This window comes from Mesorhizobium sp. M0052 (genome assembly GCF_040323255.1).
GTDB lineage: Bacteria > Pseudomonadota > Alphaproteobacteria > Rhizobiales > Rhizobiaceae > Mesorhizobium.
In genome coordinates, this window is record NZ_JAMYUS010000006.1 from 81,065 (window position 1) to 95,103 (window position 14,039).

17 protein-coding genes are annotated in these 14,039 nt (G+C 59.3%); 8 read left to right on the forward strand and 9 right to left on the reverse strand.

Annotated elements, in window-relative coordinates:
• Positions 1-56: 56 nt before the first annotated feature.
• Positions 57-359 (forward strand): DUF982 domain-containing protein, encoded by a 303-nt coding sequence (locus NKJ77_RS09580; protein ID WP_352535036.1) that lies wholly within the window; start codon positions 57-59, stop codon positions 357-359.
• 329 nt (positions 360-688) lie between these two features.
• Here NKJ77_RS09580 and NKJ77_RS09585 read toward each other — a convergent pair whose 3' ends face one another.
• Positions 689-988 carry a hypothetical protein gene (locus tag NKJ77_RS09585; RefSeq protein ID WP_352535038.1) on the reverse strand — a complete coding sequence of 100 codons (300 nt, stop codon included), beginning with the start codon at positions 986-988 and terminating at the stop codon, positions 689-691.
• 204 nt (positions 989-1,192) lie between these two features.
• Here NKJ77_RS09585 and NKJ77_RS09590 point away from each other — a divergent pair, with 204 nt between their 5' ends.
• The 4 genes from NKJ77_RS09590 to NKJ77_RS09605 all read left to right on the forward strand — a co-directional run bounded on the left by NKJ77_RS09590 (position 1,193) and on the right by NKJ77_RS09605 (position 6,613).
• A complete protein-coding gene (locus tag NKJ77_RS09590; RefSeq protein ID WP_352535040.1) occupies positions 1,193-3,403 on the forward strand; it encodes a methyltransferase domain-containing protein in 2,211 nt (736 codons plus the stop codon).
• Positions 3,400-4,473, forward strand: coding sequence for a glycosyltransferase family 2 protein (locus tag NKJ77_RS09595; RefSeq protein ID WP_352535042.1), 1,074 nt, complete (start codon positions 3,400-3,402; stop codon positions 4,471-4,473). The genes NKJ77_RS09590 and NKJ77_RS09595 overlap by 4 nt, the downstream gene beginning before the upstream one ends.
• Before the next feature lie 64 nt (positions 4,474-4,537).
• Positions 4,538-5,689 carry an acyltransferase family protein gene (locus NKJ77_RS09600; protein ID WP_352535044.1) on the forward strand — a complete coding sequence of 384 codons (1,152 nt, stop codon included), beginning with the start codon at positions 4,538-4,540 and terminating at the stop codon, positions 5,687-5,689.
• 3 nt (positions 5,690-5,692) lie between these two features.
• Positions 5,693-6,613 (forward strand): class I SAM-dependent methyltransferase, encoded by a 921-nt coding sequence (locus NKJ77_RS09605; RefSeq protein ID WP_352535046.1) that lies wholly within the window; start codon positions 5,693-5,695, stop codon positions 6,611-6,613.
• Positions 6,614-6,771: 158 nt separating this feature from the next.
• On the opposite strand, the gene NKJ77_RS09610 is transcribed toward NKJ77_RS09605, so the two are convergent.
• The 3 genes from NKJ77_RS09610 to NKJ77_RS09620 form a co-directional block, all read right to left on the reverse strand.
• On the reverse strand, positions 6,772-7,557 hold the full coding sequence (locus tag NKJ77_RS09610; protein WP_352462880.1) for a GGDEF domain-containing protein: 786 nt from the start codon (positions 7,555-7,557) through the stop codon (positions 6,772-6,774).
• Between the two features lie 393 nt (positions 7,558-7,950).
• Positions 7,951-8,601, reverse strand: a complete 651-nt coding sequence (locus NKJ77_RS09615) for a hypothetical protein (RefSeq protein WP_023689083.1) — start codon at positions 8,599-8,601, stop codon at positions 7,951-7,953.
• Positions 8,602-9,047: 446 nt separating this feature from the next.
• Positions 9,048-9,560 carry a DinB family protein gene (locus tag NKJ77_RS09620; RefSeq protein WP_023673440.1) on the reverse strand — a complete coding sequence of 171 codons (513 nt, stop codon included), beginning with the start codon at positions 9,558-9,560 and terminating at the stop codon, positions 9,048-9,050.
• A 283-nt stretch (positions 9,561-9,843) separates the two neighbouring features.
• Between NKJ77_RS09620 and bluB the strand changes: the two genes are divergently transcribed.
• Complete coding sequence (bluB, locus tag NKJ77_RS09625) at positions 9,844-10,479, forward strand: 5,6-dimethylbenzimidazole synthase (protein ID WP_023754714.1); 636 nt, start codon at positions 9,844-9,846, stop codon at positions 10,477-10,479.
• Between the two features lie 12 nt (positions 10,480-10,491).
• On the opposite strand, the gene NKJ77_RS09630 is transcribed toward bluB, so the two are convergent.
• Positions 10,492-10,716 (reverse strand): hypothetical protein, encoded by a 225-nt coding sequence (locus NKJ77_RS09630; protein WP_023754715.1) that lies wholly within the window; start codon positions 10,714-10,716, stop codon positions 10,492-10,494.
• A 238-nt stretch (positions 10,717-10,954) separates the two neighbouring features.
• On the opposite strand from NKJ77_RS09630, the gene ndk reads away from it, so the two are divergent.
• The gene (gene ndk / locus NKJ77_RS09635) at positions 10,955-11,377 is read left to right on the forward strand and encodes a nucleoside-diphosphate kinase (RefSeq protein ID WP_023705335.1); all 423 of its coding nucleotides are present in this window, start codon (positions 10,955-10,957) and stop codon (positions 11,375-11,377) included.
• A gap of 86 nt (positions 11,378-11,463) precedes the next feature.
• Here the strand turns inward: ndk and NKJ77_RS09640 are convergent, their stop codons facing one another.
• Positions 11,464-11,919 carry a MarR family winged helix-turn-helix transcriptional regulator gene (locus tag NKJ77_RS09640; RefSeq protein ID WP_023673444.1) on the reverse strand — a complete coding sequence of 152 codons (456 nt, stop codon included), beginning with the start codon at positions 11,917-11,919 and terminating at the stop codon, positions 11,464-11,466.
• A gap of 64 nt (positions 11,920-11,983) precedes the next feature.
• On the opposite strand from NKJ77_RS09640, the gene NKJ77_RS09645 reads away from it, so the two are divergent.
• On the forward strand, positions 11,984-12,463 hold the full coding sequence (locus tag NKJ77_RS09645; protein ID WP_023733884.1) for a cupin domain-containing protein: 480 nt from the start codon (positions 11,984-11,986) through the stop codon (positions 12,461-12,463).
• A 2-nt stretch (positions 12,464-12,465) separates the two neighbouring features.
• On the opposite strand, the gene NKJ77_RS09650 is transcribed toward NKJ77_RS09645, so the two are convergent.
• The 3 genes from NKJ77_RS09650 to moaD all read right to left on the reverse strand — a co-directional run bounded on the left by NKJ77_RS09650 (position 12,466) and on the right by moaD (position 14,038).
• Positions 12,466-13,233 carry a YbaY family lipoprotein gene (locus NKJ77_RS09650; protein WP_352535049.1) on the reverse strand — a complete coding sequence of 256 codons (768 nt, stop codon included), beginning with the start codon at positions 13,231-13,233 and terminating at the stop codon, positions 12,466-12,468.
• A gap of 69 nt (positions 13,234-13,302) precedes the next feature.
• Positions 13,303-13,776 carry a molybdenum cofactor biosynthesis protein MoaE gene (locus NKJ77_RS09655; RefSeq protein ID WP_023733882.1) on the reverse strand — a complete coding sequence of 158 codons (474 nt, stop codon included), beginning with the start codon at positions 13,774-13,776 and terminating at the stop codon, positions 13,303-13,305.
• Between the two features lie 4 nt (positions 13,777-13,780).
• On the reverse strand, positions 13,781-14,038 hold the full coding sequence (gene moaD / locus NKJ77_RS09660; RefSeq protein WP_023831126.1) for a molybdopterin converting factor subunit 1: 258 nt from the start codon (positions 14,036-14,038) through the stop codon (positions 13,781-13,783).
• Position 14,039: the final 1 nt, after the last annotated feature.

Below are 14,039 nucleotides of genomic sequence, written 5' to 3' on the forward strand. Positions count from 1 at the left end.
AACCCGCGATCGGAGAGCGGCGACCGCCGCCTTTCCGCCCATCCAGAGAGGCCAGAATGCACGATGCGATGTTCTTCACCCCGGTTGCCGTTAGCGTTGGCGCCGGCCACAAACGCATGCTCGCCTCGCTGTTCGAGATGCATGATTTCCTGACCGATTTTCCGCCGTCACGCCGGCGCCTGAGCTATGGCGCGGCCGTGAGGGCCTGCGAGGCGGCGCGCGCCGGAGAAATCTCGACCGAGGCCGCACGCGATGCCCTGATCACCTTTGCAGTCACGGCAGGCATCCTCTGGCCCGCGGTCCAGCCGGCCGTCTCGGTCAAGCCGGTCGCACACGGTTATGGCGGTTACGCCGTCTGAGACGGCCGGGACCAGGCCTGCCCGGCAAAAAAGATCACTCGGACTTGCCGGCAGACGTCGGCGAGGCCTCTGCCAGCCTTGCCGGCGGGGCGGTCTGTTCGGTGTTGCCGACAAAGAGTTGATCGCCGACAAAGGGATAGGCAAGCTGCTGATGATAGAGCGAGGGAACCGGGTCATCGGTGTCGTATTCTGCGGCACCCTGTCGGGCATGAACAATGTGCCTCCCAGCATGTCGAGCAAAGGCAGCTGCCCGGCGAAATTCTTGTCCCAGGCTTCGCGCTCATTGGCATGATGCCAGTGATGAAATCGCGGTGACGCCAGCAGCCATTTCAACGGTCCGACCTCGCCTTGAGGTCTACGAGATTGGATACCCTGCCCTCGTTGTGGCCGAAGATCAGCTCGCCAGAGATTAACGCCAAGGAATAAACGGATTGCTGACGGCTGGCGGCTGCTGATCGCCATAAAATCGAGATTCCGACTTTTAAGCGATATTTCCAGCCGCTTTCATGCAATATCGCGACTATCGCGAAGTCGCTCCCAGAAGCGATCGTTTTACCTGCAACAGGGGAACAAATATGTTTGCCGGTGCTGCACCAAAATTGGGCCGCATTTTCAATTTTTTTCTTCACGAAAACTCGCGCCCCACGTAGATCAATCCAAGATGTACATAACTCTCTAGAGCATATTGTGCGGTCAAGCTTTGAAGGCTAACGTGCCTTGGGGTGACGGGGAGGACGACCAAGCGATGTGGGCGCCGAACACGCTAATAAACAAAAACTATAAAATATATCATCGTAGAAACGGGTGGAACCTTGCAGAATACACGAGGTATATTGACGTTTCGACCAGATCAGCCTTGGGATAGAGTCAATCTTGGCTCTCTGCTCACGGCAGCCAGACGACTCGGTGTTGAGAGGTTTTTTGGGAAGGAACGTGCGGCGGAGAAGGCCAATCCATTGCAGCCCAAAACATTGCCTGCCGGAACACTCGAGCCTGGAAAAATCGTTCATCTGATCGATATGCTGTGGTGCGATGCTTATGGCGTGTTTGTGAAGGGCTGGGCTCACGCCCATGACTTACCCGTCAAGGCGATGTATCTGCGCAGCGGCGATTTTCGGATGCAGGTCTCGGAATTTCACGATCGTCCGGATTTGCTAAATTTCTATCCGCATCTTCCATCGACTAGGTATGGGTTTTCTGCCTATCTGGCTTGCAGCCCGTTTAGACCCGTCAGTCTGGTGGTCGAGACCCCAGCAGGCCGAGCAGAACTCGACATCACGGCCCTGCCCGCCGACCACCATGTCAATGCCCCGCTGCCCCCGGTGGACAATGGGATGGCCTATTTCGTCAACGAGATGAAGAAGGTGAAAGGCACCGTCGTGGAAATCGGCGCGCGCGTCGTCGGGCCGGACTCCTCTCTGCAAGCCTCCCAGTTCCAACCCGAATGCAAGTTCATCGGGGTCGACATCCACCCGGCGCCGGGGGTCGACGTGGTGGCCGACGCGCATTTCCTGAGCGACCATTTCACAGCGGGGTCCATCGACGGAATTATGTCGTTCGCGGTCATGGAGCATCTGGCCTGCCCCTGGCTGCTGGCCGCCCAGGTCAACAAACTGCTTAAAGTAGGCGGGCTGACACTGCATTCGTTGCCGCAGGCCTTTCCAATTCATGAAACGCCAAACGATTTCTGGCGTGCATCGGATGAAGGACTGAAGGTGCTGTTTTCGCCTGAGATGGGTTTTGAAATTCTCAAGGTGGGGATGTGCACGCCTGTAAAGATGCATGTGCATCCAGCCTTCCGGGAAGGCACCATGCATGCATTTCCCCTGTTCGACGGGATGGCGGCCTCTTTCGTCCTGGCGCGCAAGACCTTCGACCTACCGGATGGCGCTGTCGCCTGGCCGATGCAAAGAAGCCAATCCATGAAACATAGCCAAGCTTATCCCGCGCATGGCAGCGAAACGACAGCGGCGTGCTCGACGAGCGAGCCCACGGAGCGAGCCAAACCTGCAGCGCCACCGGAACGGCCGATGACAGCCAGAACCAAGATGCTGCTGTCGATGTTCGATGCGAGCGGATTCGGCCTGGAAGTGGGGCCAAGCTACAATCCACTGTTGCCAAAGTCGCAAGGCTACAATGTCGAAACGATCGATCACGCCGACGCCGCCACCTTGCGCGAGAAATATCGGGACAACGCATCACAGATTGAAGAGGTCGACTATGTCTCGGACGGTCGCAGCATCCTCGAAACCATTGGCAAGAAGAAACGCTACGACTTCGTTTTTGCGTCGCATGTCATAGAGCATGTGACCGATATCGTCCGCTTCATCCAGGATTGCGAAACGCTGCTGAAGCCGAATGGCCTGCTGGTTCTGGCTGTGCCTGACAAACGGTTCTGCTTCGACGCATTACGGCCGCTGTCCACGGTTGGGCAGGCATTGCAAGCCTATTTCGAAAAACGCAAGCGCCACTCTCCCGGAGTTCTGTTTGACCAAGTCTCCTATATCTGCACCAAGGCCGAGCAGATCGTCTGGGTGGAACCGACCCTTGATGACATCGCCCTAATGCAAGGGGCCGATGAAGCAAAACAATTGTTCGAAAGTTCGCAAACCGACGCGGAATATCACGACGCTCATGGTTGGCAATTCACGCCTACGTCGTTTCGATATCTGATCAAAAAACTTCGCTCCCTCGGCTACATTAAATCCGGTGAACTCGCATTTCATACCATCGATGCAGGACAACCGAATTTACACGAGTTCTACATCACTCTTTCCAAGAGCGCGTCTGTTCTGGAAGCAACCGACGTCGACCTGCTCAAGCAAGCGGAGCAGGAACTTCGCACTGTTTTCGTGAGCCGGCATGAGATGGAGATGAAAAACAGGGTCGACGCCCTGGAGCGTGACGCGCACGCCGCAAGCCTGCAGATCGAGGCCGCAAATCAGCGGATCCAGCTACTCAGCGTCAAGGCCGATGCATTACTGCAGTCGACTTCCTGGAAGGTGACAGCCCCTTTACGCTACATCAGGTCGGTGTTCCTATGATGATGCACGTTTCCCCCAAGCTTTCGAAGCTCTCGTCGAAAAGAGCGCCCACTGTAGTGGTCATCATCCCCTACTACAACGGCTCCGCATTCATTGAGAGGTCGGTCAAGAGCGTCCTTAACCAGACGCTTCAACCCGACGAGTTCATCGTCGTCAATGACGGCTCGACAGCTACCGAAGCGGCGTTTCTGCACAAGCTTGCCAAGCGGTTGCATTTCAAGGTGATCAACCAGCCCAATGGCGGCCAGGGATTGGCCAGAAATGCCGGCGTTCGTGCGTCGACCTCGAACTACATCAGCTTTCTCGATCAGGATGATTTCTATCGGGATACCCATGTCGAAGCCCTGGTGCGGGCAATTCCAGCCGATGATCCGCATCTCGGCTGGGTGTATGGCGACCTCATGGAAGCGGATGGCGCCGGTAATGTGCTGAGAACAGCAACCGTCAAACGCCACAGCGCTCACCCTAAGCGCGATATCGAGCAGATGGTGGGCTTCGACATGCATGTCCTGCCGTCGGCATCGCTGATTTCCCGCACCGCTTATGAGGCCGTCGGCGGTTTCGACCCTCAGTTCATAGGCTATGAAGACGACGATCTCTTTCTGCGTATTTTCAGAAGCGGATACAGCAATTATTTCGTCGACCAGCCAGTGACGGTCTGGTGTATACGCCCCAATAGCACATCATATACCGTCATGATGTCTCGAAGCCGGTTTCGGTACTTCAAGAAGCTCATGGGAATGTTCCCTGATGACCGACAAATGGTCCGTTATTACATGCGGGACTTGCTAATCCCTCGATTTCACTCGCAGTTTGTCCATGATGCGATCAGATGGGCCATCCATGACGACAACCACCTTTCTGAACACAAGGACGAGATGGTCTCCATCTTCAACGGGTACGGGCGGGTTGTGCTGAGCAACAAATCCATACCCTGGCGCTTCAAATTGAAGGTCAGCGTCCTCCGCCTAGTGGTGAACACGAATTCCAAGATCATGATCGTCGCGGCAGTGAGGTTGGCTCAAGCCGGTCATGGCCTGCGCGGGTTCCTCGCCCACAGGCTACGCTAGCCATGCTCGCGCAATCGGACATGGCAGTCATTCAGAAAGATGCCTCAGGCACGCAGCCGAGTGAATGAATCTCGCAATAAGTAGAGCTCAAGCTGTAGATGCCTATGCGGCACGTATCGAACTGCCTGGCTTATTGGCCATGCGTTGCTATGCCGCGCTTTCAATTTTTCTGGTTCATCTTATCGCACTACCGAATCTTCCTATCCCCTCTCAGCTGTCTTTCATTCTGACGCATTTCGGTTACGGTGTTCCTCTATTCTACGCCGTAAGCGCTTTTGGCCTTTTCGTCGGGTATAGCGGAAATATTAAAACGCGGGCGGATCTGAGAGAATTCTATCTAAGGCGATTTTTCCGTATCGCACCGCTGTTCTATTTTATGACATTCATTACGACGCCGATATTGTACTGGTCTATGTGGAGAATAACCTTCTCTTTATCTCAGTTTTTCAGCTCTGTTCTTTTCATTTTCAACTTTGTCCCTCAGCATGTCACCGGCTTCGTCCTGGCGTCTTGGTCGATCGGAGTAGAGATGGCATTCTATGCCATCCTCCCACTGCTGGTCTTCGCTCTTACCGGCTTATGGCGGTCGTTGGCGTTTCTGGCTGTCAGTGTCTTTCTGGCCGCGAACTGGGAATTGGCTTTCCGGGGCGCTGGTCCCGTTTTGGCGACCTTTGAGCAGTTCTCGCTGATGACGTTCCTCTTCTACTTTGCGGCGGGAATTACGGGGTACTTCGTATGGCAGAAGCTGGGTCGAACTTCACCTCGGGTCGGCAGCGCAGTCTTCGCCGCAAGCGTACTTGGTATTTTTGGTCTTATCCGCTTCAATGACCAGGTTAGCGAATTTATTGGGACCACATTCTGGCCAGTCGCAGCGCTCGTGAACGTCGTTTGGGCGCTGGCTTTGGCCGGAGCCGTTGTCGGGGTTTGTTTGCATCCACCGAGATGGTTCGTCAATCCTGCTGCGAAACTCCTCGGCAACGCCAGTCTCAGCCTTTATCTCTGGCACTCTGTTGTTATCCTTGTCTTGGACCAATGGGGCATCTACCGTGGGCTCTATGCATCCCTCACCGGCACTTTCTTGCCGTTCTTTGCTTGTTTTCTCGCGACCCTCGTCGTCTTGGTCCCGTTGTCGCTCGTGAGCTATCGTTATATTGAACGACCCGGCATGAAATTGGCTAGCCGCTTTACCCGACATTGCCCCGCCCCAGGGAGGTAACGGATGTTCCAGTTTCTGAAACCGCGTCCTGCCCCCGCTTTGCGGCCGCTCACCGAAGATTTCGTCGACCGGCTTTCCATGCTGGACGGTATACTGATCGCCACCGGATGGACCACGGGCGCAGACCCGGTGATCCTCTACGACGGTAAGCTTGTCCCCAATCAGATTTGCGTGCGCTTTACCCGCCCAAGCCCGGCAACGGCGATCAATGACGGTTTCCGTATCGCCGCGCCTTTGGTCGATAGACAGATTGCGAATGAGAACGTTTCGGTGGGCTTCGACAACGGCAACCGGCTCAGGCGTTCACCGAAACGTCCAGAGGGTTCGCACGGCATTATCGATAGATTCTGCAAGATGGTGGCCGCCAAACCCGGCGCACCACTGATAGAAATTGGTTCGCGCGCAAGATCCGGCAACACCTATAGGCATTTGTTCCCTGATTGCGAATACTTCGGCGTCGATGTCTCCACAGGCCCCAACGTTGACCTAGTTACCGATGCCCATACGCTAGAGGGGGTCACCAAAACGTTCGATTTTGCTTTTTCTGTATCCGTTTTCGAGCATCTAATGATGCCGTGGGTTGCCGCTCACGCACTCAACCGGGTTCTCAATGTTGGAGGATTGGCCTTCATCCAGTCGCATCCGGCATGGCCTCTGCATGAGGAGCCCTGGGATTTTTTCCGGTTCTCCAAAGAGTCGTGGGCATCGATCTTCAATGCGTTTACCGGGTTCGAGGTGCTGGACGCTGGCTACGCCATAGAGGCGGCAATCGTGCCGGCAAACATGGAAAGCGGGCCGCTTCAGTCCCTTGATGAGCATCCGACATTCCTGTTGTCGGCTTGCCTTGCCAGGAAAATTGGACCTGCAAGCGCTGACTGGGCTGCCAACCCGGCTCCCCTCTACAACCTTAACTACCCGCATTGAGGTCCATCATGCGGGGTGGTGAGTTTCATGCAGGACCTGAGACACCTAAAATCAAGCCTCGTTCGCGTGAAGGCAGCAGCAAATCAGACGGTGCGGCAAGGAACGAAGCGCTGCTGCACTCGACATCGTGGAAGGTAACGGCGCACCGGTCCCAGCCCTCAATGCAGCGTCGGGTCGCCGGACAGCAGGCCGCGCGGCCCGGTCGTTTCGAAACTGACCTGGTCGCGGCCGTTGGACTTGGCCTTGTAGAGGTGCCGGTCGGCCGTCAGGAACATGTCGGCATAGGTGGTGGGTCCGCTGAAGGCGACGCCGCCTATGCTTACCGAGAGCGGACAGGGCCGCCCATCCGGGGCAAACTCGACCTCGCGGATGCGCCGCCGGATCCCCTCGGCAACCAGCCAAGACTGCGACGGGTCGGCGCCGGGCAGGAAGATGGCGAACTCCTCGCCGCCGATGCGTCCGACGATGTCGGCGCCGCGCAGCTGGGCCTTGATCGTCTGCGCAATAAGCTTGAGCGCCTGATCGCCGCAATCGTGGCCCAATCGATCGTTGATGGTCTTGAAATGATCGGCGTCGACGATCAGCAGGGCGCCGGCATCGACGACGGCCTGGCTGCGCGCCTGTTCGAGATAGGCCTCTACCAGCATCGAAAACGCGCCGCGGTTGAACACCGCGGTCAGGCTGTCGGTCGCCGCGACGATGCTCAGATTCTTCTGGGCGATCGCCAGCTGGCGCATCTTGTACATCAGGAAAGAGAAGAACGATCCACCCAGCACGAGCGGCAGCAACAGGTCGGTGAGCTGCGCCCAGCGCAACGCTTCGGGCGACAGCGACGGAAAATTGTAGGAATCGACAAGGAAGGCCGCCGCGATACAGATCGCCGTGCCGACAACCGTGACTGCTATGACCCTGCCCAAGCTCGTGGGCGAAAGATCGACCCGCATGCCATTTCTCCCACTGTGTTCGCCATTTTGCAGCGGGAACACAAATGAAACCCTAAAATCTTACCTGCAATTCGAATGTGGTTAACCAGAACAATTCCAGGAAAGTGTGAGCAGCTTTCCCGGGAGAAGCGCGTGGGCGCTTTCCCTGAGAATTACCAAGACAAAGGGATAGCGCGTTTCACCGTTTCCGTTAAACGATAAAACGCTCCGGCAGTCGAAAGGCGCGATCGGTTGCCTTGTGAGTGGCGACAAAAAGCCCGCCACTTGCGCGGCGGGCTTTCCGACTGGCCGGAGGCTTCTCGTCAGCGCATGTCCCTCGGGAAGTCTGGGCCATGCGGTAGGAGAGTGCCGTAAAGCCTCACGGCTGGCTCGACACTCCCGGGGAAACCTGTCTCAGCGACGCGAGATCATAAGGCATAGCTGCCGCAGATCGCTGTCGTAGGTGCCCTCGCTGGCGAGCACATCGACGCAGCGCTTCTTCATACGTGTCAGCTGGCTGTTCGACATGCTAGCGACGATACCGGGTGTCCCAGGGGTGCCTGGTGTTCCAGGAGTTCCTGGAGTGCCGGGGGTACCGGGCGTGCCCGGCGTTCCGCCAATGCCGACGCCGACACCGACGTTGATGCCGCTGCCGACGTTGACGCCGACACCGGCATTGATACCTCCGCTGCCGCCGACCGTGGCCCCAACACCGGCATTGATGCCACCGGCTCCGCCGACCGTCGCGCCAGCGCCAGCCTTAATGCCGCTGCTACCGCCGACTGAGGCGCCGAGGCCTGCTGTAACGCCGCTATTGCCGCCGACCGTTGCGCCAGCACCCGCCTTGATACCGCCGCTGCCGCCAACCGAGGCGCCGGCACCGGCCTTGACCCCGCCGCTGCCGCCGATCGAAGCGCCAACACCGGCATTGATGCCGCCAGCACCGCCGATAGATGCGCCGACACCGACGCCAATTCCGCCGCCTGCATTCGCGGGAGCGGCAAAAATGACGATAATTGCACCCGCCGCCAGTGTTCTAGCGATTTTTTGAGTGATATTAACCATGACACTCTCCTTGTTGCCGTTCTGCTTTGTGCATTGCAACATGCCAGCAAACCAAAGCAGACATATGCTTATGCACTCACAGCTACGCACGAGTCTTCCTTATAGTTTCTTTATTTTTTCCAAGAATAAGGATTGTAGTTCTCAAGGCGTGCACTGGTCTGCTAAAAAAAAATATGTTTTTGCTTCAATATTTAAACTTTGTTTAATTCTCTCGACAGAAATTCCACCGGAGTTGGAGCGGGTTGTGGCTGCGGCGGCCTGGAGCCGAAGGCCCACAAAAGGCGGGCCACTGACAGCCCAGCCATCTGGCCCAGTCACCGGGCAGCGTTGTGCCGACAGGGTCCTCAAACCCGGCTTGGATCCAGAGCTGGTGCCGGGCATCGACGGCCGCGCAAATGCACCGGTTAACGCTCCCGTGCGTTTAAACGGGAAGCGCGGTCAGGAGATCAGGCGTAGGCGCGGCCTTCGTCGGTGCGTTGGAAAAACGCCAGGTCGAGCTGCACCGAAGGCCGGCCGAGAATGGTCAGGATGGTATGCGCCTGGCCGCGGTGATGGGTCTGGTGGTTGAAGACGTGTCCCAGCGCCGGCGCCAGCCGCTGCGAGACGGTGCGCATGTCGGAAACGGTCATGTAGGAGAAGCGGCCGGACAAAGCCTTTTCGGTCAAACCGCCGACCCAGTCGACGATCCGCCTGTCCTCGGCCTCACGCGCCAGCTTTAGACCAGGCAATGCGCGGTGCAGGATGGCGTCGAGCTTTGCCGGCGCGTCGCCCTCGCCGGTGAAGCGTTTCATCCAGATGCGGTCGGTGGCCAGCAGATGGTTGAGCGTGCCCATCATCGAGCCGAAAAATGCGCCGACATCGCGGTTGAACTCTTCTTCGTCAAGTGCGGCGACGGCATCGTAGATGCGGCCATTGGCCCATTGATTGTAGGCCGCGAACATCATGAAATGCTGTTTCATCTTTTTCCCGCCGACGAGTTCCGCTTCAGCCGCAGGCGCCTAATTAGACCGCGAGGACGCAGCCGCCAATGACCATTCTGTTCTATGAACTCGTCGGACACGACGCGACCCGTCCGCTCAACCGGCATTGCTGGAAGGAGGCGGCGGCAGCAGCTTAGGGAATAGGCAGTAGGCAATAGGGTCTGAGCGCTGTACTGCCTACTGCCTACTGCCTACTGCCTGCTGCCTACTGCCTGCTGCCTACTGCCTACTGCCTATTCCCCACACAAGTCTCCTGATCGCCATGCCACCACCCCCCGATTTCACCGATGATTTTCGCGCCGGGCTGGTCACGCTGCTGCGCTGGCGCCGGGATGTGCGGCGCTTCGAGCGGACGGCTTTGCCCGAGGATACGCTGGAGCGGCTGCTGGAGCTTGCCAGCGTCGCGCCGTCCGTCGGTCTCAGCCAGCCGTGGCGCTTCGTGGTGGTCGAGAGCGCCGAGCGGCGGGGCGCGGTGAGAGACTGTTTCGAGTGCTGCAATGCCGAGGCGCTGGCATGCTTTTCGGGCGAGCGCGCCGCTCTCTATGCCCGGCTGAAGCTCGCCGGTCTCAATGAAGCGCCCTGCCAGTTCGCGGTTTTCGCCGACCGCACGACGCAACAGGGCCACGGGCTCGGCCGCATGACCATGCCGGCGACCATCGACTATTCGGCCGTCATGGCGGTGCACACACTGTGGCTGGCGGCGCGGGCGGAAGGCATCGGCATGGGCTGGGTGTCGATCCTCGACGCCGCCGAGATGGCCGCAATCCTGGACACCCCGCCTGAGTGGACGCTGATCGGCTATTTCTGCCTCGGCTATCCCAGCGAGGAGCATGAGATGCCGACGCTGGAGCGCGAGGGCTGGGAGCGCCGGCGGCCGCCCGTTGTTATCAGGCGGTAGTGATACTGACAGTCACTTCGCGCCCTCTTTGCCGACCAGCTTGACGCAGATCGGGTCGCCCTTCGGCATCAGCGTGCATTGCCATTCGGGGCCGAAGCCGAAGTTCGTATCTGTGCGGAGTCCCGGAAAGAGCAGCATAACAAGGCCCACGGCAGCAAAAATGCCGATAATCAATAGGCTCCCTTTTATGTCGCCCGGCCTGAGGTGGTGGTAGGGCCAGCGCGTCCCGTCAAACATGGTCCGATGTCTTTCCATTCCGCTGGTTTCCCTTCGAAACCGTGCGTGCCTGCGCAATCGCCATTTTCCCGCAAAGCCTTGCCTTTGACCACAGCGTTGCGAACGGCCATGCGGGCGGTCGCGGTCGAATAACGCTGCCGGGGCGCCTCCCCTTGGCAATGGGCCGGGCGGCTTGTATAGAGCCCGCCACTCCACATTCCGATCTCAAGACTTTCCATCTCAAGACAAGGACGACCCCATGGCGCTCGAACGCACCTTTTCCATGATCAAGCCGGACGCGACCCGGCGCAATCTTACCGGCGCCATCACCAAGATGCTGGAAGAGGCCGGCCTGCGCGTCGTCGCCTCACGTCGCGTGTGGATGAGCCGCCGCGAGGCCGAAGGCTTTTACGCCGTCCACAAGGATCGTCCGTTCTTCGGCGAACTGGTGGAATTCATGTCGTCGGCGCCGACCATCGTGCAAGTTCTGGAAGGCGAAAACGCCATTGCCAGGAACCGCGAAGTTATGGGCGCGACCAACCCCGCCAACGCCGCCGAAGGCACCATCCGCAAGGTCCACGCGCTGTCGATCGGCGAGAATTCCGTGCACGGCTCCGACGCGCCGGAAACCGCCGCGCAGGAGATCAAGTACTGGTTCTCCGACACCGAGATCGTCGGCTGAGCCGACGCGAACCAATGTATGCAAGAGGCCGGCACTTCGCCGGCCTTTTTCTTTGGTCAGGTCCCGGCTTCGGCTTCATGCCGCTTTCAACGGATGAGCGGCGTGTCCCAGAGGTCGCCGAGCAGCGTTTTCAGCTCCGTGAAACGCTTCTCGCCCAGTTCCTCGGCCCATTCCCGTTCGACGTCGAGCAGGATGTCGGCCATCTTCTGGTATGCGGCGCGCCCGCGGTCGGTGAAGTGGACGACGGTCCCGCCGCTCTCATCGGGTGCCGCCGAGCGAGTGATATAACCCATCGCTTCCAGCGTCTTCAGCAGTTGATTCATGGCCTGCTTGCTCATCGCGGCGCGCTCGGCGAGCGCGCTCGGCCGAAGGCCATCCGGGCCGGGATATTGGATCACCGCCATATGCGGCGGGCTGAGGTCCTCGAAACCCGACGCCCTGAGATCCCTGATCAGCTTGCGGTGAATGGCCATGGCCGGAACGCGCAGCAGCGCACCGATCAGCGGTGGCTTCTTTGGCGGTGCTTCCGCGGATAATGGCATTGACACTCTGGTAAATTGAGTTTACTCATTTCGGTAAATTCAATTTACCACGTGGGAGGATGAAATGCTAGACAGAGCTAGCCAGATCAGCGTCAATCCGGCCGACGAGACAATCAGCCATGGCGGCCTTGCCGTGCGCTTCCTGCTTACCGGCGACCAGTCGAACGGCAGCATCGCCGCCTTCGAACTGACGGTCGCCGGCTCGCAGCGCCTGCCCGCCCCGGCGCACAGCCACGATCACTATGAAGAGACGATGTACGGGATCGAAGGCGTGCTGATGCTGACCGTCGACGGACACCGGCACGATATCGGGCCGGGCCAGGCGCTGTGCATTCCGCGCGGCGCGGTCCATCGCTTCGACAACGACATCGCCGCGACAGCCAAGGTGCTGTGCGTGGTGACACCGGCGGCGATCGGCCCGGAATATTTTCGCGAGGCCTTCGCCATCTTCAGCACTGGCGGCCCGCCAGACCGCACCAGGCTGATGGACCTGATGCGCCGGTTCGGCCTGACGCCGGCGCCCCCGCCGCCGCCGCAGTCTTGATCTTAACTCGCTGCGTCAAATCGCAAAATGTCACGGCCGTCCTTGTCGGCGATGATCAGCTTGCCGCCATCGACACGGTATGACGCCGCCTTGGCGAGCGCCTCGAACAGCGCCTTTTCCTCGGCCATCACCTCCGGCGCGCAGGCCTTGTAGGTCGAGCCGATGTCGCTGATGACGATGGTCTCGCCATCGACCTTGGCGGTGGCGAAATAGGCGTTGCACGGGCCGCTGCCGCCGGCCTTGCCGGCTTCGCTGACCCGGAACGTCGCCTGCGGCTCCGAAATCACGCCGATACCGTCGATATACTCGACCAGCCAGCTCTGGCCGAACAGCGAGGCCGAGGTCGGCTTGTCGCTCGGCGCCACCATTTTCAGCACAATGGCCTGCGGCGCGTCGCTGAGCGGATCGACCTGATAGCGCGAGTCCGTAACGAACAGCAGCTTGTCGTCGGCGGTGATGCGCGCCTGTAGCGCATAGGTCATGTTGGGCCGGATCACCGTTGGATCGAAGCTGATCTCGAACTTGATCGGCACCTGGCCGGCCGGCGCTACCTTGCGCTCGCCGACAATGGCGGCCGGCGCATCGGCCAGCGATACATCGGCAAGTTGAACCGACAGCACGGCGTTGGGCGGCAGCGCGATGCGCTCGCGATACATCACCTCGCCCTTCAGGGTTTTCTCGGCGGCGACGGAAGGCTCGGGAACGGCCAGAACGCCGATAACCAGCGGCACAAAGCCGAAAATGAAGAACTCGGCGATCCTGTCCAGCATGCCCTTGCTCCCTTTTTGCCGATGCGATTTGGCCAAGGGAATGCAGTCAATACATGGCTGCGCCGAGATTTATTCGGGCCGCGCCTTCCAGCGCGCCGCAGCCTGGTCGTCGGCGTCCTTGGCCTCGACCCAGCCGCCATCGGTGCCGTCCACGCGGTGCTCCTTCTTCCAGAAGGGTGCACGCGATTTCAGGAAATCCATCAGGAAATTGGCCGCTTCGAACGCCGCCTGCCGGTGCGAGGACGCTGCCACCACCAGCACGATGTTTTCGCCCGGTGCGATCTTGCCGTGGCGATGGATGACGGTCAGCCCTTGCAGCGGCCAGCGCTGAAGTGCCTCGCGGGCGATGCGGGTGATTTCGGCCTCGGCCATGCCGGGATAGTGCTCGAGTTCCAGGGCCGACAGCTGGCCCTGCTCGTCGCGGCAAAGTCCTGAGAAGGACACCACGGCGCCGATGTCGGCGCGACCCTCGGTCAGTTTCGCGATCTCGGCGGCAACGTCGAAATCGTCGCGCTGGATGCGCACCGTCGGCGCGCCGGACATGGTGTCAGCCCCCGGTCATCGGCGGAAACAGCGCGATCTCGCGCGCGCCGGCTATCTTTTCGCGATGCTCGACATGTTCCTGATTGATGGCGACGCGGATTACATCAGGATATTGCAGCGCGTGCCCATATTCCTCGCCGCGCGATTTCAGCCAGCGCAGGAGGTCGGCCACCGTCACGATACCGGCGGGCAGTTCGACATCCTCTTCCGGCTTGCCGATCCGTTCGCGCACCCAGGCGAAATAAATGAGCCTGGTCGACATC